At 31.3% G+C, this 26582-nt stretch carries 20 protein-coding genes; 15 read left to right on the top strand and 5 right to left on the bottom strand.

The features are described from left to right. Positions 1-115: 115 nt before the first annotated feature. Entirely contained in the window at positions 116-1534 is a 1419-nt protein-coding gene (locus tag V9L04_RS15015) for an NADP-dependent isocitrate dehydrogenase (RefSeq protein WP_338794207.1), read from the bottom strand. 594 nt (positions 1535-2128) lie between these two features. Between V9L04_RS15015 and V9L04_RS15010 the strand changes: the two genes are divergently transcribed. The 5 genes from V9L04_RS15010 to V9L04_RS14990 all read left to right on the top strand — a co-directional run bounded on the left by V9L04_RS15010 (position 2129) and on the right by V9L04_RS14990 (position 7609). Then, positions 2129-2686, top strand: coding sequence for a hypothetical protein (locus tag V9L04_RS15010; protein WP_338790662.1), 558 nt, complete (start codon positions 2129-2131; stop codon positions 2684-2686). Between the two features lie 40 nt (positions 2687-2726). Next, positions 2727-3584 carry a glycerophosphodiester phosphodiesterase family protein gene (locus tag V9L04_RS15005; RefSeq protein ID WP_338790661.1) on the top strand — a complete coding sequence of 286 codons (858 nt, stop codon included), beginning with the start codon at positions 2727-2729 and terminating at the stop codon, positions 3582-3584. Between the two features lie 132 nt (positions 3585-3716). Beyond that, positions 3717-4409, top strand: a complete 693-nt coding sequence (locus V9L04_RS15000; RefSeq protein WP_338790660.1) for an ABC transporter ATP-binding protein — start codon at positions 3717-3719, stop codon at positions 4407-4409. Between the two features lie 369 nt (positions 4410-4778). Further along, positions 4779-6050, top strand: coding sequence for a hypothetical protein (locus V9L04_RS14995; RefSeq protein ID WP_338790659.1), 1272 nt, complete (start codon positions 4779-4781; stop codon positions 6048-6050). A gap of 227 nt (positions 6051-6277) precedes the next feature. After that, positions 6278-7609, top strand: a complete 1332-nt coding sequence (locus V9L04_RS14990) for a hypothetical protein (RefSeq protein WP_338790658.1) — start codon at positions 6278-6280, stop codon at positions 7607-7609. A gap of 440 nt (positions 7610-8049) precedes the next feature. Here V9L04_RS14990 and V9L04_RS14985 read toward each other — a convergent pair whose 3' ends face one another. From V9L04_RS14985 to V9L04_RS14975, 3 genes are all read right to left on the bottom strand, one after another. Next, positions 8050-8427, bottom strand: a complete 378-nt coding sequence (locus V9L04_RS14985; RefSeq protein ID WP_338790657.1) for a DUF1987 domain-containing protein — start codon at positions 8425-8427, stop codon at positions 8050-8052. A 24-nt stretch (positions 8428-8451) separates the two neighbouring features. Further along, on the bottom strand, positions 8452-9009 hold the full coding sequence (locus V9L04_RS14980) for a SiaB family protein kinase (protein WP_338790656.1): 558 nt from the start codon (positions 9007-9009) through the stop codon (positions 8452-8454). A 486-nt stretch (positions 9010-9495) separates the two neighbouring features. Beyond that, positions 9496-10419 (bottom strand): DUF6607 family protein, encoded by a 924-nt coding sequence (locus V9L04_RS14975; RefSeq protein ID WP_338790655.1) that lies wholly within the window; start codon positions 10417-10419, stop codon positions 9496-9498. A 317-nt stretch (positions 10420-10736) separates the two neighbouring features. Here V9L04_RS14975 and V9L04_RS14970 point away from each other — a divergent pair, with 317 nt between their 5' ends. From V9L04_RS14970 to V9L04_RS14955, 4 genes are all read left to right on the top strand, one after another. Continuing rightward, the gene (locus tag V9L04_RS14970) at positions 10737-12917 is read left to right on the top strand and encodes a TonB-dependent receptor (RefSeq protein WP_338790654.1); all 2181 of its coding nucleotides are present in this window, start codon (positions 10737-10739) and stop codon (positions 12915-12917) included. Positions 12918-12980: 63 nt separating this feature from the next. After that, positions 12981-13442 carry a DoxX family protein gene (locus tag V9L04_RS14965; RefSeq protein WP_338790653.1) on the top strand — a complete coding sequence of 154 codons (462 nt, stop codon included), beginning with the start codon at positions 12981-12983 and terminating at the stop codon, positions 13440-13442. Between the two features lie 114 nt (positions 13443-13556). Beyond that, a complete protein-coding gene (locus tag V9L04_RS14960) occupies positions 13557-14201 on the top strand; it encodes an HmuY family protein (RefSeq protein WP_338790652.1) in 645 nt (214 codons plus the stop codon). Between the two features lie 195 nt (positions 14202-14396). Further along, entirely contained in the window at positions 14397-16262 is a 1866-nt protein-coding gene (locus V9L04_RS14955) for an AAA family ATPase (RefSeq protein ID WP_338790651.1), read from the top strand. A 33-nt stretch (positions 16263-16295) separates the two neighbouring features. Here V9L04_RS14955 and V9L04_RS14950 read toward each other — a convergent pair whose 3' ends face one another. Next, the gene (locus V9L04_RS14950; protein WP_338790163.1) at positions 16296-17387 is read right to left on the bottom strand and encodes a transposase; all 1092 of its coding nucleotides are present in this window, start codon (positions 17385-17387) and stop codon (positions 16296-16298) included. Between the two features lie 238 nt (positions 17388-17625). On the opposite strand from V9L04_RS14950, the gene V9L04_RS14945 reads away from it, so the two are divergent. The 6 genes from V9L04_RS14945 to V9L04_RS14920 all read left to right on the top strand — a co-directional run bounded on the left by V9L04_RS14945 (position 17626) and on the right by V9L04_RS14920 (position 26511). Beyond that, positions 17626-18369, top strand: a complete 744-nt coding sequence (locus V9L04_RS14945; RefSeq protein ID WP_338790650.1) for a hypothetical protein — start codon at positions 17626-17628, stop codon at positions 18367-18369. Between the two features lie 294 nt (positions 18370-18663). After that, positions 18664-19347, top strand: a complete 684-nt coding sequence (locus V9L04_RS14940) for a TetR/AcrR family transcriptional regulator (RefSeq protein ID WP_338790649.1) — start codon at positions 18664-18666, stop codon at positions 19345-19347. Between the two features lie 69 nt (positions 19348-19416). Then, positions 19417-20817 (top strand): TolC family protein, encoded by a 1401-nt coding sequence (locus tag V9L04_RS14935; RefSeq protein ID WP_338790648.1) that lies wholly within the window; start codon positions 19417-19419, stop codon positions 20815-20817. A 160-nt stretch (positions 20818-20977) separates the two neighbouring features. Continuing rightward, positions 20978-22141 (top strand): efflux RND transporter periplasmic adaptor subunit, encoded by a 1164-nt coding sequence (locus V9L04_RS14930; protein ID WP_338790647.1) that lies wholly within the window; start codon positions 20978-20980, stop codon positions 22139-22141. 91 nt (positions 22142-22232) lie between these two features. Next, positions 22233-25793 carry an efflux RND transporter permease subunit gene (locus V9L04_RS14925; RefSeq protein WP_338790646.1) on the top strand — a complete coding sequence of 1187 codons (3561 nt, stop codon included), beginning with the start codon at positions 22233-22235 and terminating at the stop codon, positions 25791-25793. A 142-nt stretch (positions 25794-25935) separates the two neighbouring features. Beyond that, positions 25936-26511, top strand: coding sequence for a Crp/Fnr family transcriptional regulator (locus V9L04_RS14920; RefSeq protein WP_338790645.1), 576 nt, complete (start codon positions 25936-25938; stop codon positions 26509-26511). Positions 26512-26582 lie beyond the last annotated feature (71 nt).

The raw sequence follows: 26582 nt of genomic DNA, 5'->3' as shown, positions 1-26582 counted from the left end.
ATTCCTTTTTTATGTTTATGAAATAAGAACTAAATAAACTACTATTTTCAAACATTCAGTTAGCTGGTAATCAATGAATTAAATTCGTAATTTTTAATTCGTAATTGCTCCTATATTATTGTCCTTGTCCTAAAGAATAAGAACGAACACCATCAAACGTACAAAGGTTTTCTGTTTTGATAATATCAAATCCTTCTTGATTTAATTTATTCATCAATTTCAAGACTTCTTTGTAATCAATAGCTTCTTCATTTTGTGTTTGGAAGCGACAACGCCAATGATCTGTACAGAAAGTTTCAGGGAATCCATTTGGATACACTTTTACTCCTCTATTTGTAATCATTTGCAGTTCTAGATGTGTGTTGCTTTCTAATGCAGCTTTAGAAAGTGAATCTCCCAATGTATTTGCATTGCGTTTTTTCCCTGTTGGGTCTGCTGTGTCGTTCCAATGCAAGAAAATATCTACTCCTACAAGTTCTTTTTTAGCTATTTTGGTAGGCTCAAGATTAATATTTATCGATTTTCCTCTTCCGTACTCAACAGGCTTTAAAGTAGTAGGTTTTTGTCCCAATCTTTCGATGACAGCTTCTCCAAATTCTTTTGTGCCTACTTTTTTCGTACTAGTTTCTGGGTTGTAAATATCTCCTGTATGAATGCCATCTTCAATTGTTTTGAGCCACGCATTTTGCACTTTTTCAGCAATATCAGCTTGTCCGATATAAACTAACATTTGAACAGCTCCTAATAAAAGACCTGATGGATTTGCAATTCCTTTTCCTGCAATATCAGGCGCAGAACCGTGAATGGCTTCAAACATAGCAAAATCATCACCTATATTTGCCGAACCTGCAAGACCTACCGAACCTGTAATCTCAGCAGCTACATCAGAAAGAATATCACCATACAAGTTTGGCATTACAATTACATCAAACTGTTCTGGTTTTGTTGCTAATTTGGCAGCCCCTATATCCACAATCCAATGTTCTTTTTCTATTTCTGGATATTCTGCGCCTATTCTATCAAATGTCTTGTGGAAAAGTCCATCAGTAATTTTCATGATATTATCCTTCGAAAAACAAGTAACTTTCTTACGATTATATACTTTTGCATATTCGAAAGCATAACGGATAATTTTTTCTGTTCCTACACTTGTAATCAGTTTCAAACATTGTGTTACTTCGTCAGTCTGTTGGTGTTCGATTCCTGCATACAAATCTTCTTCATTTTCTCTTATAATAACAGTATCCATTTTGGGATGCTTCGTCTGTACATAAGGATTATACGAAACACAAGGACGAACATTTGAATAAAGTCCCAAAGTTTTGCGTATCGTAACATTCAAACTTTTGAAACCACCACCTTGAGGAGTAGTAATTGGAGCTTTCAAAAATACTTTCGTTTTGCGTAAAGATTTCCAAGTTTCAGGTGTTATTCCTGCTGAATGTCCATTTTTGTATACTTTTTCACCTATTTCTACTTCTTCAAAATCTATTCTCGCCTTAGCTGCTTCCAAAATTGAAAGCGTTGCATTCATAATTTCTTCGCCTATTCCATCGCCTTTAGCAACAGTAACTAAAGTTTTCTTGTGAGTAGGTTTCTGTGCAAATGTTGTGTCTTGTGTGTCTGTGTAATTTCCGTTGGATACTAGCATAAGAGAAGTATTTTAAAAATTTGTTAAACGAGAAAATGATTATTTATTGGTTATTCACAACTACCAATTAATTTTATTAATGATTGTTTAATTAACAATATTGATAGTATTACTTACTAACACAAAAGTAGCACAATAGTTTTGTTTAAGCAAATTTTTTAAAAGGTTTAACAATTTGACAGGATTTTCTTATGAATTCATCCTATCTGAGGTAGTATATTCATTTCCTTTTTTAAATGTAAAACAGGAAATTATTTTCTATAAATCGTATAAATTCAAGAACACAAAATAATTCCTTGAATTTCTTTACCACAAACAAATTTTTCATACAGGTAAATTATTATCAATAAAATGTTTTAAAAAAGACGTTATTTTTAGATAATTTAATACACATAGAATAAACGTTAATAAAATATTGTACCTACAACTATAATTTAGGAAAAACGTATAAATAAATATATTAAACTATAACAAACGATGAAAAGTCCATTTTTTAAACTGTTTAGTTTTGTGTGTTTTTCTATCTTATTTTTTTTCAATAATTCTGTTGAAGTATTTTCTCAATCAGATTATAAAAACAATTCAAAAAACACAATTTATATAGAGGGTGCTGGTGCTGGAGGATATGGTTCTATTAACTATGAATATATTTATTTTTCACCTCGTACTTTTTCTAATAATCAAACTTCAAAAATTGCTTTTGCTTTTCGCTTAGGTGCAAGTACATATTATCTTAATGATTATACAGATACATTCAATCCTGAAATTATTGTACCTGTGGCTATTCATTTTTTATATGGAAAAAATCATAAGCTAGAAGTTGGAGCAGGACAAACAATCACTTCTTTTGTGAGAGCTAGTTCGTCAGACTTTCAACCCAAACGAGATATACGAAATCACACTCATTTTATATTGGGCTATCGCTATCAAAAAAATAAAGGTGGTTTAATGTTCAGAATTGCTTACACACCTATTCTTGAATTCAATACAGATTATCAACATTGGGGAGGACTTGCACTTGGTTATGCTTTTTAAGCTCATTTTTCAAACTATTATTCTAAATCTATTTTAAGTCATGAAAAAATTATTACTACAATCATTTCAAATATTAACTTTGGTTCTATTTTTTATTTTCTCTTTTAGTTCTTGTAAACAAGAAGATATTAACATTAATTTATCTGAAAGAGACATTAAAGTAATTGGACACGGAGGAATGGGCATTGGGCAGGTTTATCCAATGAATAGTTATGAATCAATTATGTATGCCTTAACTTTAGGAAGTGATGGAGTAGAAATTGATGTACAAATGACAAAAGATGGCGTTTTGGTAGCTTTTCATGATGAAGAATTAGATATCAAAACCAATAAAAAAGGAAAAATCCATGAGCAAAACTGGAACGAAATAAAAGATGCTCAGTATACAAGTTCTGCACCTTATACAAAATACAGAGTCATTCGCTTGGAAGATATTTTCGAACATCTACCTAACCTTGAAAACTATGTCTTTTCTTTAGATATTAAAAGTTTTAGTTCTTCTACTTCTCCAGTTTATTATAATCAACTCAATACAGCACTTATTTCTTTGCTAGAAAAATATGAACAAAAACGTAATCTTAATTTGAATAAAGTATATATAGAACTAAAAAGAACCGATTTGATAGAATCTTTACAAAAAGAACGTCCCAATTATCAAATTTTTGCTTATGAAGATTTTGAAATAGCTATGGAAAAAGCTAGAAAATATAATTTAAGAGGAATTACCGTTCAAACAGATAACTTAACCAAAGAAAATGTAGAGCAAGCTCATCAAGAAGGTTTTTTAGTGGCTACTCTTAACACACATTCGAATAATAAAAATATAGAAGCTATCAATAAAGGAGTAGATTATATTCAGACTGATAAAGTCAAGCATTTACTTAAAGTCTTGAAATAATAAAAATAATGATGAAAAATAGAAATAAAATCAAATTTTTCGTTAAAAATGATTCAAATGAATAGAGAAGAGAAAAAAAATCATTAAACTTGGTTATATTTTTACTGATAAATAGCTACTGATAATTAAACTATGCTTTCTCTACAAAACATTCACAAATCCTACCATACGACAGCCCAAAGTATGCATGTTTTAAAAGGAATTGATATGACTATCAATGAAGGCGAACTTGTTTCGATAATGGGTTCTTCAGGTTCTGGAAAATCTACGCTACTAAATATTTTGGGAATGCTAGATAACTATGATAAAGGAGAATATTGGTTAGATAAAGTATTAATAAAAAATCTTTCTGAAAAACAAGCAGCCATTTATCGTAATAAATTTTTAGGTTTTGTTTTTCAATCTTTTAATTTACTTTCTTTCAAAACAGCAGCCGAAAATGTGGCTCTACCACTTTATTATCAACAAGTAGGACGTAAAGAAAGACAGATTCTGGCAGAAGAATACTTAGAACGTGTTGGGCTACGTCAATGGGCGCATCATTTGCCTTCTGAACTTTCAGGGGGACAAAAACAGCGTGTTGCTATTGCTAGAGCTTTAATTACAGACCCAAAAGTAATTTTGGCAGATGAACCAACAGGAGCATTAGACACAACTACCTCTTATGAAGTAATGGAACTTTTCAAACAAGTACATGAAAGTGGCAAAACTATCGTCATTGTAACTCATGAAGATGATATTGCTGCAAAAACAGAACGAGTAATCCGTCTAAGAGATGGAAATATAGAAACACCAACACAACAGAAAATCAACTTAAATAAGTAATAAATTACAGTAGAAAAAGAAATTGTAAAAGTGTTGGAAATGATTTAAAAGACTTTTAAAGTTTTTCAAAATCTATTTTATTGAATAATTTAACTAATAAATTATCTTTTAAAAAGATTTATCAACAAAATAAGACTATATTTAATTCTTCCTCTGTATTTATGGCATATTTTGTATTATTTTGCCTTAGAAGTAGGCACACTTATTGCAAAATTGCTAAATAAGTGCGAATACAAACAATGAATGACTATTTTTTTAAGACTTTTTGCTTAGTTAATCAAATAGCATCATAATTTAGAGTCTAAATACAACATCGCCTTTACCATTTGCCTTTAACTTTATCTATAAAATAAAATATAGCCTTAGCGTATGAAAATCTTAACTTTCTGTATTGCAGCAGCCTTATCTATCAGTTCTACTGTTTCATTTTCTGCTCCTTTCTTAAATCCTACAAAAAATATTGATCCTGTTACTACTACATTAGAAATAGACTCCTACAATAAAACCAACAAACTTGCTTACAAATCAGTAGGAGACAAAGGTTTTGATGCTGCAAATAGTATAATCAAATGTAAGGATGGAAATTTTATACTTTTAGGGCGTACAGATTCGTATGGTGCTGGTGATATGAATATGAGTGCAATAAAAGTAGATGCAAGTGGAAATATTATTTGGAATAAAAACTATGGCGCAGAAGAAAGCGAAGAAGGATATGCAGGTTTAGAAACATCTGATGGAGGTTTTATTTTTGCAGGTTATTCAGATTCGTATGGTGCTGGTTCGGATATAAAAGATGGTTGGATAGTTCGTACAGATTCAAAAGGAATTCGTATTTGGGACAAAACATTTGGCTCTAATCAAAGCATAGACGAAATTTATAGTATTGTTGCTACTGATGAAGGAAATTATATGATTTTGATGAATAGTATTCCTATTGAAACAGGAAAAAGCGATATTATGCTTTTAGAAATTGATGATAAAGGAGAAACGATTTGGAAAAAAAGTTTTGGAGGAAAAAGTAGCGAACAAGGACACTCTTTAGCCAAAACAGAAGGTGGATATTTGATTGCTGGTCATGTAGAGGGAGAAATGATGACAAAATGGGATATGCTTTTAATCCACGTAGATAAAAATGGAAATAAGAAATGGGAAAAAACATACGGTGGTGGAGATAATGAAATGGCAAATGTAGTAAAAGTAATGCCTTCTGGAAATATCTTAATTGCTGGTTATTCGTATACTTATGCAGAAGGAAGTCACGATGCTTGGATTGTTTGTGCTGATAAAAATGGAAAAAAACTTTGGGATAAAAACTTTGGTGGATTAAGTACAGATGAAGCCTTCGATATTTTGGTTACTGATAATTCTGAAATTATTCTGATTGGTTATACTGACATTTATAAAGCTGATGAATATGGTAATAATGTAAGTGTTCTTTCTAATGAGATAATGATTAATAAATTAGACTCAAAAGGAACAGAAATTTGGACAAGAACATTAGGAGGAGAAAAAGATCAAGTAGCCAAAGCTGGAGCAATTGCAGACGATGGAAGCTTTATTTTAGCTGGTTATACCAATGAAAATATGGACACAAAAAATGTAGATATGCTTATCTTAAAAGTATCTGCTGACGGAAAATAGATAGTAAACTAGAATTTATTTTGTCGTCAAAAAAAATAGATTAACCGAATTTCTCATTTTATTAGTATGAGAGGTTCGGTTTTTGTTTATTTTTTATAAATTGCTATATTTCTCCTATATCAAGATGAATTTTAAGCGAAAATAGTTAAAAGATATTTTTGAGAAACAAATAAAATTATTTAGTTCTATAAATTAGCACGCAGAAAGAAGAGATGAGAAATAAAAAAATGAGAAAACAAAAAAAACAACACACTACAAATTCATTTTATCTATCTAAGAGCAAAGACAAAACTTTGATTGTTTTTTTGTCTATTTTACTAATTAGTATAGTTAGTATAGGAGTAAATAATTCCTTTGCACAAGATTTTGATTCTCCTACAACTACTTTAAATACGCATCTTCTTGCTCCTACTTCTACTATTGTAAAAGGAAAATTATTTGCATATCATTACAAAAATCCTCAAGCAAAAAATAATACTAAAAAAGAAAAACTAGAAATAAATCTAACTGTCAAAAACCTTCGTACACAAGAAGAACAATTGAGAGTTTTCTCACCTGATACCTTAACTGGAAACTATTTTATATTTCTACTTCCTGATGAGCGTTACGAAATTAGTGTTCAAGTAAAAGATTTTCGCCCTTATGTAATCGTTATCTTTATTCCTCCACAAACATTTATTTATGAACTTAATCGTGAGATTGTTTTCGAACCTATTTTACTTTTAGATACACAGATAGGACAACACAACTTTTTTGAAACTCGCTCTCAGCAACTACTCAGTTATTATGATTCAGCAGCTTTTCACAACTACGACAGAGATAGATTTGAGGTATTGAAAGAATTGGTAGATTATACAATCAATAAAGGAAGCATAGAAGCTCTTGATAGTTTAGAAAAAATTACGGTAAAGGAAGTTGAGCCAATTCTTCCTACCCAATATGTCTCTTCGCAGTTAAATCCGATGGATAAATTCAAACCTATTTTTGATAAAATAGAAGAGAGTTTTTCTCATGGATCTTGGGAATATATAGATAAACTTTATGCAAAGCAAAGTACAGGAAATACCTATTATTCACAAGCAAGCAGCATATCAACTATTGAAAAAGAAAATAAAAAAACAATTATAACTCATTTTGTCCTTTTTGATGGCAAAAATGCTAAAAAACTAACTAGAGAACAGAAAAACAAATTAAAAGAGATTGCTCTATTTCTAAATAATGATGCCAATTTAATAATAGAAATTTTTGGAAGAACCTATTCAGATAATAAGGAAAGCAAAAAGGAAAATAGTTTAGATAACGACGCACAAAAACGTCTTTATATGTCAGCAAAGCGTACAAAACAGGTTTTCAAATACTTAAAAAGACGAGTAGATGACAAAAGTAAATTTCATTATATCGTCTATGGAATGAGCGAAAAACTTGACGATGCTGTTTTGAAAGAGTCTCTACCTATAAATGAGAATCAAAAAGAAAATAATCAAGAAAAAGAAAATTTGATTCTAACACAACTTCCCCCAAAATCACCACGAGTAGAACTTGTAATTAGCGTACAATAAAAAGCGTACAATAAAAAATGTACTGCTTGAAATCGTTTAGCTTCGCTGAGGACTATGTCGTGCTCCGAACTGAACACACATATTTTCAGATAACTTAAAGTTATATTAACTGATTATCAATGCCATTTCATTTATCAAGTAATTTTTGAATGGAGTTGAAAATTGTCAGTGAGATACCAACAATAGAGATAGGTGTATTGTAAAATGCTTCTTTTTTGCTGTTGTTACTGTCTCACTGAAAATATATTATTTTCTCTAATAGTAGATAAAAACACCTATTTTCATCCAAATTCATAAAGAGCTTTTCAAAAAGAAAAATAACAAAATTAGCCTTCTTAGAAAATTAAATTCTAGGAGGCTAATTTTTTTAATACTTACTAAAAAGTCTCTGAAATGAAATAAATAAGAATCAGTTTTTAGTTATTAGCTAAAACCTGCTTTTAATAAGCAATCAGATTAAAACCTATATCAACATCTTCGGCATACTCTTCTCCACTTTCAAGCATATCAACATCATCTTTCTCATAGTACCAATTGACAGTAACATTGCCACCCTTAGACTTATTATAGTCTTCAAGTAAGTCAAAAATCTCTAAGAAACGACGAGAAGAAGAGGTATTAAAATACGTCATTCTAAAATTGAATGTAAAAGTTCTACCCTCTTCTTCTAGATATTTATTGAGCCATTCAAAAATAGGTTGAAAAAATTCAATAGTGTATTCATGGTATGATTCACCAGAGATTTCTAAAACTCCTTCTTCAGGATTAAAATTAACAGTAGGGATGTAGTTTTCACCTTCGATTTGGAAGTTTTCCATACGAATTTATATTTTTTTTAAAGTTTATTTATCTAATCTGACAGTAATAGTTAAAAATGACTGGCTTGGATAATCAGGATGAGGATAAGCTTCTCCAATTAAAGGGTTATTGGATTTGCGAACCATATCGATTAAACCAATGTTAGCGCCTGGTTTGTTCGCACGTTGAGGTGCACGACGTTGTTCTTTATAATACGTTTTTAATTCATCATCATCTAAAGAATTAATATATTGACAACGTTCCATTACGTGGTCTAGTATAGAATTTTCGATTAGATTAGAGGAAGAAATTAAAAAATGATCATCAGCTTCACTTACCAAAAGATAACCTACACCAATAGGTTTATCTTCTTTTATAGAGTATGATTTTTCTATAGAATGAAGACTGACATTTTGAGAAAGCTCAATGAAAATTGCAAATATTTTGCGTCCAATATTAGGGTCTTCTTGCGAACTCTTGCGCTTTAAACTACTCGCCAAACGAGAGAGCAAATCTTGAGAAACTACTCCTTGAAAAGCTAGTAACGTTTGATGTTTACGCATCTGGTCGTAAAAATCATATATGACGAAATCGTTATCCATACGCTTGAAATTAAATATAATTTTTTAAAAACAAAGTAAAAGCAAAAATTAACCTGATTTTACTCTACATAATTCAAATATACTTTAATATAGTATCAAATACTCTATCTTTTATCAAAGATGTCAATAAATCTGATAAAATTCAATATTTTTTCGACAAAACACTATATATACTCATTATAAGACCTATCACTATATAATTCATACAATGAAAGTTAGATTATCAATAGCGAAACTAAACAAAAATTAACAGAAATAAAATCTATATATCAGTTTTTTTTTTGATTTATTTAATTTTACTCAAAATTCATCAAATCTTGCTATCTTTTTGATAACTAGGTTTTAAAGTACATATTTTTATTCAAAAGAAAAAGTAAAATACTCGCCTATTCATTGTTTAGTCAAAAAACATTCAAAAACATAAAAACCTATTCCATCAAATGAAATAGGTTTTATAAATACTATGAGTAGCGTAATTGTTTGATGTTATCTCTTTTCTACAAACTCTGAAATGATAGGCTTTATCTTGTCTGTCTGTGTTTTTTCTAAAGGGAAAAGATGCATAAATAATGGTTTTTTATCAACCACACCTTTTAGTTTTAAGTCTTTATTTTTAGCAAAAACAGCATTCCATTCTGCTCTAGCAACAGCCCAAAAATCTTTGTTTTCTTTCCACCAACCTTGAGCAGATTTACAACGAGAATCATCTACTTTTTTATAGATATTGATTCCTTTTTCACTAGCAATCTTAAAATCTGCTTTATCATCTTGACGCAAAACTTTGTCATTATCTTGCTCGTGCAACCAGCCTTCATTTGTAATTTCATGGCGATTAGTACGAGTCATTACATTATAATCTTTGCGCTTTGTATATTCTCTTCTAGGAAGTGGACTATCCGTCGTGTTTTCCCAATACTGACGACCATCTACATGCACCCAACTTGCAGAACCTTCATAACGTGGACTGTCATCTACCTGAAATACTTTCTGTGTCCATTGTCCAGCTACTTCTGACTTTGGTTTTTTGACAAATTTCCACTGATTATCCTTATCATACATATAAAAATCTGTATTTTCATAGCTCCAATCTTGTCGCCAATGCTTAATAATCATAGTATCATTGGCAATCAAAAGATGTTGCATCGATACAAAAGTAGGTGTTTCTTCCACTAGCTCAACCCACTCCAAAGCACTTGCCGTATAATTGTCATGAAACTGGTAGTTTGTATCTGATGCAAACGTTTCAGCAAAGTCAAAACTTATTTCATAACATCCACACATAGATTTGATAGCCTGTTTGTCCTTCGGATTTGGGTCATTATCAGAAGGAGAAATAAATGCCATTCCTAAAAGACCACAAGCAAATAAGCATAAAAACAGAACCGTCGAAAAGAGAGATTTCTTTTTCATAAAAGTATTTTTTTTAAATAAAATAAATAAACCTGATTAAGTATACAAACAAACCCTATTAGTTGCTGTTTGATGATGCAAATTTATCCTTATTTAGATTAAATAAAAATTATTTTACTAAATTTTTCGTTTTTTATTTGGAATTAGTCTAAATAGCTTTAATTTTGCATCATCAAAAGTGCTCTAAAAGTCTTTAAAGGCAATTACAGTTCTGTATACCAAGACTTTATCCTATTTTGCTCAGGTTTGCTAGAAAAAACAAATCTTACTGATATGTTTTCACAACTATAAACTACTACTGATATTTTTCAATAGCCATGAAAAAATTTACTCTTTACATTCTTTTATATTTAATTATTTTAACATTTTTTACACATAATTTGTATGCTCAAAAAAATAATAAAAAGCAGTTAAAAATAGAGGCAGATACTTTAGAAAATAATGCAAAAAACAATGAGGAAAACATCAAAACAGAAGACTTGGAGCAGGTTGTCATAACAGCTACTCGTAGTGAAAAACTGCTTTCAGAAATTCCTATTCCCATGACAATCATTGATAAAGAACAAATCTCACAAATGGGAAGTTTGCGATTGAGTGATGTTTTGCAAGAACAAACAGGACTTACACTTATTCAAGAACACGGACAAGGAATTCAATTGCAAGGTTTTGACCCAGATTATACACTTATTTTGATTGATGGCGAACCAATCATCGGACGAACAGCAGGAACTTTGGAGCTTTCACGCATTGCAGTAGGAAATATCGAACGCATCGAAATCATTAAAGGAGCAAGTTCTAGTTTGTATGGCTCAGAGGCGTTGGCAGGAGTTATTAATATAATCACAAAAAATCCGAAAGGTACAGAAGGGAGCATTTCGGCTCGTTATGGAACAAATCAAACCAGCGATTTGACTCTTTCCTTTCAGACCAAAAAAGACAAATTAGCCATTACAGCTTTTGCTAATCGCTATGGAAGTAATGGATATGATTTTACACCAAATAGTTATGGAAAAACTGTTGAACCATTTGATAATTACACTTTTCAAAGTAAAATTTCTTATCGTTTTACAGATAAAATAAATCTTTCTGTTTCGGGAAGGTATTTTGAAGAAAATCAAAAATCAAGATTTGGTGCAAGCACAGAAGTAGGAGAGGAACAAGTTTCGGGTGATGGAAAAGTTAATGATTACAATGTCTTGACCAATTTGGATTGGAGAATTACACAAAAATGGCGCACCTATTTTAGATTTTATTATTCAAAGTACAAAACAGATTCAAAACTTCTTTATGAGAATGATAATTCTGTCTATGATGAAACATTTTTTGACCAAACTTTTTTCCGTCCAGAATTTCAAAGTGTTTATTCCTTCAATGAAAAGCATTTTCTTACGGCAGGAATTGGAAGCGTCAATGAATCGGTAAGTTCTACTCGTTACACCGATAAAAAACGCCTTCAAACCAACTATATTTTTGCTCAACATGAGTTTTTTATTAGTGATAAATCTAATATTACGTTGGGAGCTAGATTTGATTCACATTCTATTTATGGTAATCAATTAAGTCCGAAAATAGCCTCTTATTATCAAATTTCGCCCAAAATTCGTCTGACAGCTTCGGCAGGAATGGGTTTCAAAACACCTGATTTTAGACAACTTTATCTCAATTTTACAAATAATGTGGTGGGTTATTCTGTTTTTGGAACAGAAGAAATAAAACAAGGCGTTGCAGATTTACAGCAAGCAGGGCAAATAGCAGAAGTTGTATTAAATCCTGATGATATTCAAGAAATAAAAGCTGAAAGTTCTGTTTCTTATAATCTTGGAATAAAATATACGCCAACAGCAAAATTACTTTTGAAAGCTAATTTTTTCAGAAATGATGTCGATAATTTGATAGAAACCCAAGTGGTGGCTCGCAAAACAAATGGACAGAATTTATTTAGCTATACAAATCTCAATAGCATTTTTACGCAAGGAATGGAAACAGAACTGAATTATTCAATTCTTTCTCCTTCTTCAAACTCTAGTTCTTCTCTTACTTTTTCGGCAGGTTATCAATACTTAGAAGCCAAAGACAAAACGGTTTTGGAGGAAATAAAAAACGGAAATTATTTTGCTAGAAACCCTGAAACATTAGAAACAAAGCGTCTTTCAAAATCAGATTATGGTGGACTGATGGGAAGAAGCAACCACATGGCAAATGCAAAATTATTTTATCAAAATTCAAAACATGGTTTTTCGGCAAATATCAGAGCCATTTATAGAAGCAAATACGGTTTTGGTGACCGAAATGGAAATTTGATTTTAGATGCGCCAAATGAATACGTCGACGGCTATACAACAGTTAATATTTCAACAGGAAAACAATTTTTAAAACAAAAACTCAATCTGCAAATCGGGGCAGATAATCTATTCAATTATAAAGACGAAAGTTTTATTCCAACACTTGCAGGGCGTTTGTTGTGGGTAAGAATGCAGTTTTTAATTCAAAAAAAATAAATTTACAACTTACAAACCTATAAGGTTTTTGAAAACCTTATAGGTTTAAATTAAAAACAAAAAATGAACTCAAAAACTATCAAAAATATCTTTTTCATAACTATTCGCTTCATTTTGGGAGGAATAATGCTCTATGGTGGCTATCAAAAATTTGCAAAACCATTGCCAGAGCCTACTCAAATGATTACTCAAATTGAGAAAGAAGGCAGTCAAAAACTTACAGAAAAACCAAATATATTAGTAATCAAAAACTACATTTTTGGAATGAAACAAACGGGTTATTTTTGGCAGCTTTTAGGAATCTGTGAAATCGTTTTTGGGTTGATGATTTTGAGCCAATATATGAGTTTTGTCGGTGCGCTGATGCTCATTCCGATTACGTTACATATTTTCTTATTTCATCTTTTTCTTGAACCTGATGATACAGCCGAACTCTTCCAAACAGGTGGTTTTTTGGTAATCAATATTTTATTAATCGCTAAAGAATACAAAAAATTAAAACCTCTTTTGTGGATAAAACCCTAACCCTTCCGTACCACAGACATCCCTGTCTGTGAAAAATAAATAAATTTCAAATTCAAACAGACAGACAGAGATGTCTGTTTTACTTAATTCAATCAACTCAAATTTTAATAAGCCATGAAAAATCTTTCTTTAAACGTAATCTTGCTTTTAGCAACTTGTCTTTTTATTTTTTCGTCTTGTAAGGATGATGATAATGAAGACCCAACTCCAGAACCTTTGACAGTAGAAACAGCAAGTAATATTATTGCAGACCCAATTCAGATTGACCCAACAACAGGAATGCCAACAGGTACAACTGGAAATTTCACTCTTTTCAGTTTGCGTGAAAATAAAATTATTGCCAACTCAGATAGTGCTTCTACAAAATGGGATATTGGTTTTAGAGGTTCTACAATTATTGTAAACGGTGGCGCAATCCGAACAGGAAAAGGAGGCGCATATATTTTTGATGGTCTTTTTACTGAATTACAAGAAATTCCTGAAAACCAAACATTCAAACAGGATAATTCTGAAACTGATTTGGCAATCACAACAGGTTCTGGAAAAGGTTGGTACAATTACGACCCAACAACACATATTATCAGTCCGATTGCAGGAAAAGTTTTGGTTATCCGTACTGCTGACGAAAAATATGCAAAAGTAGAAATTGTAAGTTATTACAAAGATGCTCCTGCTGACCCAACTACTGTACCTATGGAAGATTCAAGACATTATACATTGCGTTATGTAGTGCAAACCGATGGTTCTAAAAAGTTCTAAGAAAATGTAAATCTTTAAAAATCAAATCTTTGATTTTTTCATTTTGAATATAGACAAAACCTATTTCTTGTAGAAGTAGGTTTTTTTTGGTTTAAACCTATAAGATTTTCAAAACCTTATAGGTTTGAGTATAGCATTTAGTTTTGTATCTTGTTTTCTATTCCTAAAACGCTACTTCTTACTCAAAAAACTACTATGGAACTCCTTTATCTTTGGATTGAAGATTATAAAAATATTTACCGACAAGGATTTAATTTTAGTCCTTTGTATGAGTTTGAGTTTAAGCCTACAAAAGAAGAAAATGGAAAAGTCATTGAGGGAACTTTGACGGATAATATAACAGAGAAAGAAAGTAAAAGAGATTTTTATAATGGTTTTTTTGGCGATGGAATAACAAATGTTACGGCTATTGTGGGAGAAAATGGAGCTGGGAAGAGTTCGGTTTTGGATTTTATTAGACTACTCATTGCACATGATAATAACAGAAAAAGTTTTGTAATGGTAACAAGAGAAAACTTTAATATACAAATATATCATGACCTCAAAAAAATATCTCGTGACTTAAAAAACACATACACTAAAGACAGAATAATAGATAATGTACTTAATTTAAGTGACTCAATTGGTAAATTAACATTGTTCTATCATTCCGAACTACGTAACGATTGTGTTATAACTGATTTTGGAAATGACTATGGTGTTAAAGACATATCTACTTCAAATTATATTCATAGCGAATCTCTTCCAATTATACATAGAGATAAAATGGACGAATACTATTTAGAAGAATATAAAAGACAAATAATATTTGCGTCATTTATTAATCAGTCATTAAGTAAAACAGATAAATTTCCTATTAATATTCCAAATCAAGTAGCTATGACGTTAGTAGGAACTTATGGTAGATATGCGTACGCTGTAATAGCAAAAGACAACAATTTCCCTACACCTTTTTCTCATAAGGATATAGATAATCACACCTATCGTAGGTTCAGCAGTATACCTTCTTTTATTCAATCTATTTATGATGTTTTTTGGGCTGTTCTAATAACTAGGTTATATGCTGTAGAAAATTCAAAAGTACAAACAGTTCATTTAAGTCTGTCTTTTGAAGAAATAAAGGAAAAACTACTACATAAAATGACTAAAAATGCAAATACTGAAGATTTACTGAATGATATATTCAATGATTCTACTATGAACAGTAATGAAGAATCTTCACTTCTCAAAAAAGAAAACTATGATGTGCTTCAAAAGATTGTAAAACATATACAAAGCTTAGATACTGCATTTATTATTGAAGACAAATCACCCCATTTATTTTTGTCTCTTTCAGAAACTATAGATTTAATCAATTTAGGCTTAAATATTTTCTCTTTTAGATGGGTTAAAAATGGTCATTTCTTGCATCTTAGCCAAGGAGAACAAATACTGCTTTCATTTTTTGGTAGATGTTATTCAGTGGAAGCAGGAAGAAGTTATGTATTATCTTGTAATTTTATTTTTTTCATAGACGAAGGCGAACTAGGTCTACATCCACAATGGCAAAAGCAGTATTTAAAAATCTTGCTTGAAACGCTGCCAAAGATATTCCCAAACAAACAAATCCAGCTTATTCTTACTTCTCACTCTCCTTTTTTGGTTTCTGATTTGCCGAAAGAGAATGTTATTTTTTTACGTAAAGGTAAAGAAGGCGAAAAATTAGAAAATGGAGAAGATGCAGAAGGAAAATGTATTGTAGAGAAAAACTCTTTCCAAGAACAAACTTTTGGACAGAATATTCATATGCTTTTTGCTAATTCTTTTTTCTTAGAGAAGAATGGGGGACTAATGGGAGAATTTGCTAAAGAGAAAATATCAAAAGTTATTGATTTTATAAATGATAAACCAAATGATGTTGTCAATAGTAATGAAATAGCACAGAAATATATTGACTTGATAGGAGAGCCAATTTTACAAAGGCAACTACAAAAGAAATTATATGAAAAGCAACTAAAAGGAAAACAGCAAAATGAAAAAATAACTCTACTGCGTAAAATGCTTAAAGATTTAGAAGAATGATACAAATACATACAGTACTGGACATGGTTTAATTTAGGTTGTATTTTGAATTTTGTAGTTTTTCGATAATTGAACTATTTTTTTTATTATTTGGTCTATGGAAGTAGCGTAAAATACTACTTTTCCGTACCCCATTCTAAATACAGATTCATAAAAAGATTCATTGTCTTTTTTTACTCTCTGTTTTGTTTTTACTCCTTCTAAGATACAGAGTAAAAAAGATGCAATTACTAATGCCATTAAAACACGAATTTTTCTTGGATTTACCATTCCTACCTCCTCTAAATGAAATCCATTTGTTTTCAAATGTTTAAATAAACACTCTATTTTCCATCTTAAATAATAGATAGCACTAATCTTTTCTTTTGTTAAACGATATTTGTTGGTTAATAAAATGACAAATTTTTCACTTTCTTTTGCTGCTTGCCCATTATAAGAAATAACTATTTTTAGTTTTTTTGCAAAGTCAGTTTCAAATTCTTGACTTACTAATTTGCCTAATTTAGCTTTTTTAAGCAAACTGTGGTACTTTTTAACCTCTAATTGATAATCTCCTTTACAAAGCCGAATAATATAAGTATATCCTTGTTCTTCTAAATACCTAAACCAAACTCTACCTTTGTATTCTCTATCAGCTAAAATTGTAAATCTTTTCAAAAAAGGATATAACAGTAAAGCTGATGCTAATAAACTTTTACGATGAGCCAAAGTAGAACTGCCTTTTCGTTCTAAATTTATCCAAAAAATAGGAATAGCCATTTTTCTATAAATAACACTTAATACCAAAACGTGATACGTATATTCGCCTAACTGCCAAACACTACCATCCATAGCTAGATAGAAAATTTCTTTTTTTACCTTCTTCCTATTTAAAAAAGAACCTATACTAAAAACTAAAATCAACTTCCAAAGTGTTTTTTGGACATAAACATCCAAAAAATAGCGAGTAAGACGCTTATAATGAGAATTAATTTGAACAGTAGGAGAATTTAAAAAAATACCTACTTGGTTTTTTAACTTGTTTAAATTAACTGTTTCTTTTATCAGAATACAGCTAATAAGCAACAAAGTAGTATGAACATGATGAATAGGAATATCTGAAAATTCCTTTGTATATTTGTTCAACAGGACGGAATAGAGCTTTTTGGTTTTCACACTTCTAAATTAACTCTTTCTGTCCTTTCTTTGTCAAAAATTTAACTCATGTCCAGTACTGTAACAAATACAACATCCAAATTTAGAAGAGATTGCAGAAAAACACTATCAAGCAATTTCTAATTATTTTACAGAAAAGAAAAAAGCAAAATTTGATGTTGAAATCAAAAAGGCTTTCGGTAACACATGGGATTTTAAAAGGCTTATTTTGGCTAAACCACATGAATTAAAAACAATAGCCATTGAAAGAAATAAGAGTAAAGAAATTCTAAAAAAAAGTTATTATAATTATTTAAGTTATAATGACAAATATACTTTAGACGGAAATTCCTATAAAGGACATCATATTATAGAAGATTTAGGAATCAATGTTTGTCCGTATTGCAATCGCAATTTCATTTATAATATAAATCAAACTCGCTCAAATTATCAACTAGACCATTTTTATCCCAAAAAAAAATATCCTTTTCTATGTATTTCGTTTTATAATCTTATTCCTTCCTGTATTACTTGCAATGGCTTAACAGGAAAAAGTGACACAGATGTAAAAGTAAACCCTTATGATGATACATTTCCATTTGAGAAAATTTACTTTGAACTTATTATTTTGAAGCCTGATTTCTACTATAATATAGATAGTTTTGATATTAAACTCAATCTATCTTTATTGACTGATATACAAAAGCATAGATTTCAAACAAATATTGAGGCTTTCAATCTTGAAAAGCATTACCAAAAACATAAGGAATATGTCTTAAAAATAATCCAAAAAAATCTCACTTATTCAGATTCATATATAGAAAATCTTTACAAAGAATTTGAAGGAACAATTTTTAATAATGAAAGAGAGATGAAGGAACTTATTACAGATAGTACGATAAAATATTTCCACCTTCGCCCTCTCTCCAAACTTACCCACGACATCGCCAAAGAATTAGGTTTGTTGGATTAGTTTCTACCGATTTACCGAACTTTGTACCGTACCGAACGGTTCGCTTTAAGCGAACTGTTCGGTGGTATAAAAACCCTAATTATCAGTATCTCCACCGACGACTTTTGTTAATATTTTTTTAACACAATTTCACACTAAAAACTTAAACTTAAAAGATTAAGAAACGTTAGTAACTCTGAAAACTCAGGAAACTTTCATAATAGAAATAGTTTCCGTAGTTTTGCAAGTGTAAACTCAAGAATAGAATTTTAAGACTATTCAAACTAACAAAATAAATAAGAAGTGAAATAACAAATGGATATATCCAACTCACATAACGAGCAAGAAGAAAATGCAAAAAAAACCATTTCCGAAGAATTTAAAGCGATTAAACAACATATTGTTGAGGGAGCGCAAGAGCTTTTTTGGACATACGGACTTCGTAGCGTAACAATGGACGATATTGCAAACAAACTTGCCATGTCTAAAAAAACAGTCTATCAATATATTCAAGATAAAGCAGAATTAGTTTATTTATGTGCTGAACATCAGCTTGAAAATGAATTTTGTAATAAACAAGAAGTATCTCAACACGCTGAAAATGCGATTGCAGAAGTTTTGAAAATTATGGAATACAATAGAAAGTTTTTTCTCAATTTTCATCCTTCCTTAATTTTGGATTTGCAACGTAGTTATCCAAAGGCGTGGAAAATGTTTTTAAGACACAAAGAAGAAAAAATTATTAAAGGCATTCAAGAAAATATGGAAAGAGGAATAAAAGAAGGATTATATAGAGCTGATATCGAACCAGAGGTAATTGCAAGAATGCGAATGGCACAAGTAGAAGCTATCTTTAATCCTCAAATATTTTCTCCAAAATCACATAATATTGGTGAAGTTCAGTTCCAAGTTTTTAGGCATTTTTTATATGGGCTTGTAACTCTTGAAGGACATCAGGTACTAACAGAAGCAATTGCCCAAATAGAATTTAATAAATAAACAGCGTAATTAAAGACAACATTTCATTATTTTCAATTCAATTATTTTTTCAAAAACTACTTAATTATAATGCATCGATTTTTAACTTTATTTTCTGTCTTATTTTTCTTACTTCTTTTTGGAAGTCAGTTAAAGGCACAAGGAAATACACAAACCACTTCTACCAAAGACTTGGAAAACTATACACTAGAACAATGTATAGAATATGCCATCGAAAACCGTGTGGAAGTAAAAAATGCACAATTAGACAATCAAATTGCTAAAGCAAAAGTAGGAGAAGTAAGAGCGCAAGGCTTGCCCCAGCTAGAAGCTTCCCTCTCTTTAGTAGATAACTACAAAGTACCTGTAAACTTTCTACCTGCTCAAATTCTGAATCCACAAGCTCCAGAAGGAGAGTTTGTAGGTGTTGAATTTCAACCTCAATATGTAGGACAATCAAAAATAGAACTCCAACAGCTTGTTTTTAGTGGTTCATATATTTTAGGTTTGAAGGCTGCTGCTACTTATACAGAGCTTTCTAAAAAACAAATTATCCAATCTAAAATTGACATTGCAGAATCGGTCAGTAAAGCCTATTATACTCTTCTTATCAATAGAGAACGTTTAGAGCTTTTAAAGCAAAATTATAACCGACTAGATACAGTTTATCAACAAACAAAGGCATTGTATGAAAATGGTTTTGCTGAAAAAATTGATGCTGACAGGTTGAAAGTTTCTTCAAATAATATTAAAATGGAGATTCAGAATTTTGAGCGTTTGATAGAACTTAGTGATATGCTTCTAAAATTTCAAATGGGATTACAACAAGAAGACAAACTGACTGTTAGTGGTTCATTAGAAAAATTAGAAATCGATGCCTCAGAGGCTTTAGTGGCTCAAATTAATCCAGAACAGCGCATTGAATTTTCGTTACTCCAAACTCAAAAAGATCTTAATTTACTTCAAATCAGAGAATACAAAGCTCGTTACTTGCCTACTTTAGCCTTTTTTGCTAATTATGGTGCAAATATGGGTTCGCCAGAAGCAAAAGATTTGATTCCTTTTTCAAGCGATAGATGGGTAGCAAATGGTTCTTTCGGACTTAGTTTGAATATTCCTGTTTTTGATTCTTTCCAAAAGCATTATCTAATTCAGCAAGAAAAATTTAGATTGTTGAAAACAGAAAATCAAATGCGTGATTTTTCAAGAATAGTAGATTTACAAGTTTCTCAATCAAGTATTACTCTACAAAACAGCATTGACAAACTCAAATTTCAAGAAGAAAATATGGAATTGGCTCAAGAGATTTTTAGAGTAACCAAAATCAAATATGAAGAGGGTGTAGGTTCAAATTTGGAAGTTGTAGAAGCTGAAACAGCATACAAAGAAGCTCAAACCAATTACTATTCAGCTTTATATGATGCAATGGTTGCCAAAATAGACTTGCAAAAATCACAAGGAACTTTATATACAGTTACCACTAAAGAGTAATCAAAAATACAGTAGGTCAAAGGCTTGCCTTTGACAGAAACAAGACATCTTCTAGCAAATTATAAAATACAAATAAGTCAAAGGCAAGCCTTTAACCTACAACTATTTTATTTTACAATATATCAAAAATAAAAAACCGTAATTTTTAATTCATAATTCAATGAAAAAATATTCTAATAAAATCAGTTACCTATTTTTCTTTGTAGCTATTCTCTCTCTTTCTTTCCTTTCTTCTTGTGGAGAAAAAGAACCAAAAACGCCTGAAGAAAAAAAGGCTGCTTTAGAGAAAAAACGTAGTGAACTAATGGAACTTCAAGGCGAAATTGCTCAACTTGAAGATGCACTAGGAGAAGCAGCAAAAAAAGAAAATCCTTCAAAATTGGTAGAATCAATGCCAGTAAAATCTGAAACTTTCAACCATTATATTGAAGTACAGGGAACAGTAGAGTCTGATAAAAATGTCACTATTTTGCCTGAAATGCCAGCAACAATTATGTCTTTGAAAGTAAAAGAAGGCGATAGAGTTTCGGCAGGACAAGTAATTGCAACCCTTGATGCAGGAACTTTCAACAAACAAGTAGCAGAACTTGAAACACAACTTTCACTTGCTACAACAGTTTATGAGAAAAGAAAACGCCTTTGGGAACAAAAAATAGGTTCAGAAATCGAATACCTACAATCTCAAAATCAAAAAGAAAGTTTGGAAAACAGCATTGCAACACTCAAACAACAGATGCGTAAAAGTGTAGTTACATCTCCTATTTCGGGAACGATTGATGAAGTCTATGCAAAACAAGGTGAACTAGCAAATCCTGCTATGCCAATTGCTCGTGTTATCAATGTTTCTGATGTGCAGCTTGTAGCTGATGTTTCTGAAAATTATCTTTCTGCTGTCAAAAAAGGTGATAAAGTAAAAATCTTCTTTAGTGCTTTAGGAACAGAAATGGAACAAAAAGTAACTTTTGTAGGACAAACAATCAATACTGCAAACCGTACTTTTAAAGTTCAGATTGACCTTCCAAATAAAAATGGAGCTATCAAACCAAATCTTGTTGGAACAGTAAAAATCAATGATTTTCAAGCAGAAGGAGCAATTACAGTTCCTACTAATTTGATTCAGATTGGAACAGATGGAAGCAAATTTTTATATGTTGTTAAAGAGGAAGCTGGAAAAAAAGTAGCTAAAAAAGTAGTCGTAAAAACAGGAATGTCGTATGAAGGTTCAACTGTTGTAACTGAAGGACTTTCTGCCAATGACCAAGTAATCATCAAAGGATATAATGAAGTAGTGGACGGAGAAAATGTTCGTTTCATTAAATCATAAAAATAAAAAAATGTAACCTCGTTGACGGCTTCATTTGAGTCTCAACGACGGTTAATCAAATAAAATTCAAACTCATTAACAACCAAAAACAATGAGCGAAACAAAACCAGACTTAAATAAAAAAACAGAACCTCAGCAAGACCCAAAATTCGAAATTTTTGGCTTGTCGAAGTTCTCTCTCAAAAACTCTACAAGTGTATTTATTATCACTATCCTTTTTGTAGTAGCAGGGATTTTCTCATACATTGTTATGCCCAAAGAGCAGTTTCCAGAAATTGTTATGCCGACGGTTTACGTCCAGACAGTTTATCCAGGTAACTCTCCTATTGATATAGAAAACCTTATTACTCGTCCGATAGAAAAAGAATTAAAATCTCTAAAAGGAGTAAAGAAAATTTCTTCTACTTCGGTTCAAGATGCTTCGGCTGTCATTATTGAATTTAATGAAGATGTAGAAGTTTCGGATGCCGTTCTTGATGTAAAAGATGCTGTTGATAAAGCTAAAAAGGATTTGCCTAAAGATTTAGACCAAGATCCAAATGTTTTGGAAGTAGATTTTTCTGAAATTCCGATTATGGAAATCAATCTCTCAGGAGATTTCGAACAAGCAAAGCTCAAAGAATACGCAGAATACTTACAAGACGAATTAGAAGAACTCTCTCAAGTTTCAGAAGCTGTAATTACAGGTGATAGAGATAGAGAAGTTCAAATCAATGCAGATATTTATAAAATGGCTGCTCGTAAAGTGTCTTTTCAAGATATAGAAAATGCTATTATTTCTGAAAACCTAACGGCTTCGGGTGGCGATGTTCTGACGGAAGGTTATCGTCGTTCTCTTCGTGTAGTTGGTGAGTTTAAAGATGTAAGTCAGCTGAATGGAATTATTGTAAAATCTGAGAATAATGAACCTATTTATTTGAAGGAAGTTGCAGAAGTAAAAGATTCGTATGTTGAACGCTCTAGTTATGCTCGTCTTGCAACAGGAAATAATTTTGAAGAAAAAGGAAGTCTTCCAGTAATTTCTTTAAAAGTAAAAAAGCGTAGTGGCGAAAACTTAATTGATGCTGCTTATGAAATCAAAGAAATTTTGAAAAAAGCACAAGGTTCTCATTTTCCATCTACATTAGATGTTACGATTGTAAACGACCAGTCTGAAAATATGGAAATGCAGATTGCCAACCTTCAAAACAACATTATTTCAGGTGTTATTTTGGTAGTTGTGGTATTACTTTTTTTTATGGGACTTCGCAATGCGCTTTTAGTAGGTGTTGCCATTCCACTATCAATGCTTATTTCCTTTATGATTCTGAATCTAGTAGGAATTAGTATCAATATTGTTGTTTTGTTTGCGCTTATTTTGGCTCTCGGAATGCTTGTAGATAATGCCATTGTAGTAATTGAGAATACTTTCAGATTTATGGAAGAAGGTTATTCTGCTAAAAAAGCTGCTGTTATGGGTGTGAGTGAAGTAGCTTGGCCAATCATTAGCTCTACAGCTACAACATTAGCAGCCTTTGTTCCTCTTGCTTTTTGGGGTGGAATTATGGGAGAGTTTTTGAAATACATGCCAATTACACTTATTGTTGTTTTATCTTCTTCTCTTTTTGTAGGATTAGTTATTAACCCTGTTTTCTCGGCTTACTTTATGAAAGTAGAAGGAGTGAGCAAAAAAGGAGTCAAGACATGGCTGATTGTAGGAATTATCACGATGGTTTTGGCTGCTATTGGATATGTGGTAGCCTATACAGGTTCTTTTTCTGCTGACACAGGTGCTGCTGCATTTACTATCAAAACAGAAGGGTTTAGACTTTCTTACACTATTCCTAATCTACTGAGTACGTTTGGAATAATTATTTTCTTAAATATTTATTTGCTCACACCTGCTTCAAACTGGTTTCAAAACAAACTATTGACTCGTTTGGAAGATTGGTATATGAAAATATTGCGTTATCTTTTGAAAGGTTCTCGTCCTTATCTTCTTACTATAGGAATGTTTCTTTTATTAGTCTTCAGTTTTGTTTTGGTAGGAAATGTAGGGCTTCAAACAAGTCTATTTCCTAGTAGTGACCCTCTTTTTGTTTATATGTATGTAGAAGCTCCTTTGGGAACAGACATCAAAACAACAAATGAGTTTGCTGAAACAATTGAAAAGAAAGCCTATAAAGTTCTTGCTCCTTATGATGAAATAATTAAATCAATTGGTGTAAATGTAGGTGAAGAATCGGGTGACCCTCAAGATAACTTTGGTAGAAGTGGTGCAACACCTCATAAAGCACGTATTGCAGTTGCTTTTTATGAATTCCAATACAGAAAAGGAATTAGTACTTCGGATATTATGAAGGAACTTTCTACTGAAATGAAAACAATTCCAGGGGTAAAAATCAAAACGGACAAAAACCGTGAGGGTCCTCCAGTTGGAAAACCTGTAAATATCGAAATTTCGGGAGTAGAATATGATGTTTTGGTAAAAGAAGCCGAAAAAGTAAAACAAATGATTGAAGATGCAGGCATCCAAGGACTTGACAATCTTGTTGTTGAAGCTGAAACTGGAAAACCTGAACTTATTCTTACTATTGATAGAGAAAAAGCTCGTTTGTTCGGACTTTCTACAAGCCAAGTAGCTATGACACTCAGAACAGCTATTTTTGGAAAAGAAATTTCGAAATACAAAGATGGTGATGATGATTTTCCTATTCAACTTCGCTTACAAGACAAATACCGTTATAATATTTCAGCTCTGATGAATCAGGTAATTACGTTTAGAGATAATCGTGGTACATATCATCAAATTCCAATTTCTGCGATTGCTAAGATTGATTATAGTTCGTCGTATGGCTCGGTTCGTCGTAAAGACCTTGACCGTATGGTAGCTGTAAGTTCTGGAGTTGTGGAAGGATATAATGCAAATGAAATTGTAGCACAAATCAAATTGCTTATCAAAAGTCATAAATTACCAGAAGGGTATAGCATTAAACTTACAGGAGAGCAAGAAGAGCAAGCCAAATCAATGGCATTTTTGGCAAAAGCGATGCTAATTGCCGTTTCTGCTATTTCGCTTATCTTGGTTTCTCAGTTCAACTCTATCATCAAGCCATTTATTATTATGGGTTCTGTACTCTTTAGTATGACAGGTGTAATGTTAGGTTTGGTAATTTTCCAAATGGATTTCATTATCATCATGACAGGAATCGGTATTATTTCATTGGCTGGTGTTGTTGTAAATAATGCGATTGTACTGATTGATTATACCGACCAAGTTCGTGCAAAACGAAAAGAAGAACTAGGACTTGATGAAGAAGAACATTTGCCTGCTGCTGAATTTTTGGAATGTATCATTAAAGCAGGTTATACTCGTCTTCGCCCTGTACTTCTGACAGCAATTACAACTGTTTTGGGACTTATTCCATTAGCAACAGGTATGAACATAGATTTTGCAAAACTCTATGCGAATTTTAATCCTGATTTTTATATGGGAGGCGATAATGCAACTTTTTGGGGACCAATGGCGTGGGCTGTTATCTTCGGTTTGGTATTCGCAACTTTCCTTACACTTGTAGTTGTGCCTGCAATGTATTTGATGGCTGACCAACTTTCTGAAAAGATTAGTCCAAGCGCAAAATCTACCGTTATTGCAGAACGAAAAGAGGATTAAGAATAATTGATTTTCTATAAAATTTAAAAGCCTATTCATTTTTAGAAATGGATAGGCTTTGTTTGTGTTAAGGCTACTTTTTTTTCTAAATTCGAATAACTATCAAACCTATTGTATTCAAAATCTCAATAAACATAATAATATGGAAGAGCTTCGTACCTACTTAAATCAATACTTCAAAATAAATGAATCAGAATGGAATCTATTACAGGCTATCATTCAAAATCAAAAGTTTGACACAAAACAATTACTTGTTCAATCAGGACAAGTTTCAAAATATATTTACTTTATTAGAAGTGGGCTTCTGCGTGTTTTTCACTTAAATAAAGGAAAAGAAATATCTACTTATTTTGCTTGTGATGGACAATTCATTTCCACATTTGAAAGTCTAATTACTCAAAAACCTTCTACTGAATATTTGGAAACCATTGAAGCCACAGAGGTATATGCTATTTCATATAAAAAACTGATTGATTTATATGAGCAAAATCCTAAATTTGAAAAAATTGGACGCATGTTAGCAGAACAAAATTATTTGTGTATAAAAAACAGAACCTATAATTTTCAAACCCAAACAGCTAAAGAAAGATATTTGGAGTTTATAAATACCTATCATCAAAAAATTATTCAACGTGTTCCTCAAAAACAATTAGCCAGCTATTTAGGAATTGAAGCCGAATCGTTAAGCCGAATTAGGGGTCAGTTTCTCATTACTTAACAAATGTCAATGCAAATGAAAATTTAAAGAGAGAAGTTTGTAATTCTATTATTTACTTCATTCAACTTTAA

It is taken from the genome of Bernardetia sp. MNP-M8 (assembly GCF_037126285.1).
Classification (GTDB): Bacteria; Bacteroidota; Bacteroidia; order Cytophagales; family Bernardetiaceae; genus Bernardetia.
This window is presented reverse-complemented; position numbering and strand designations above follow the sequence as displayed.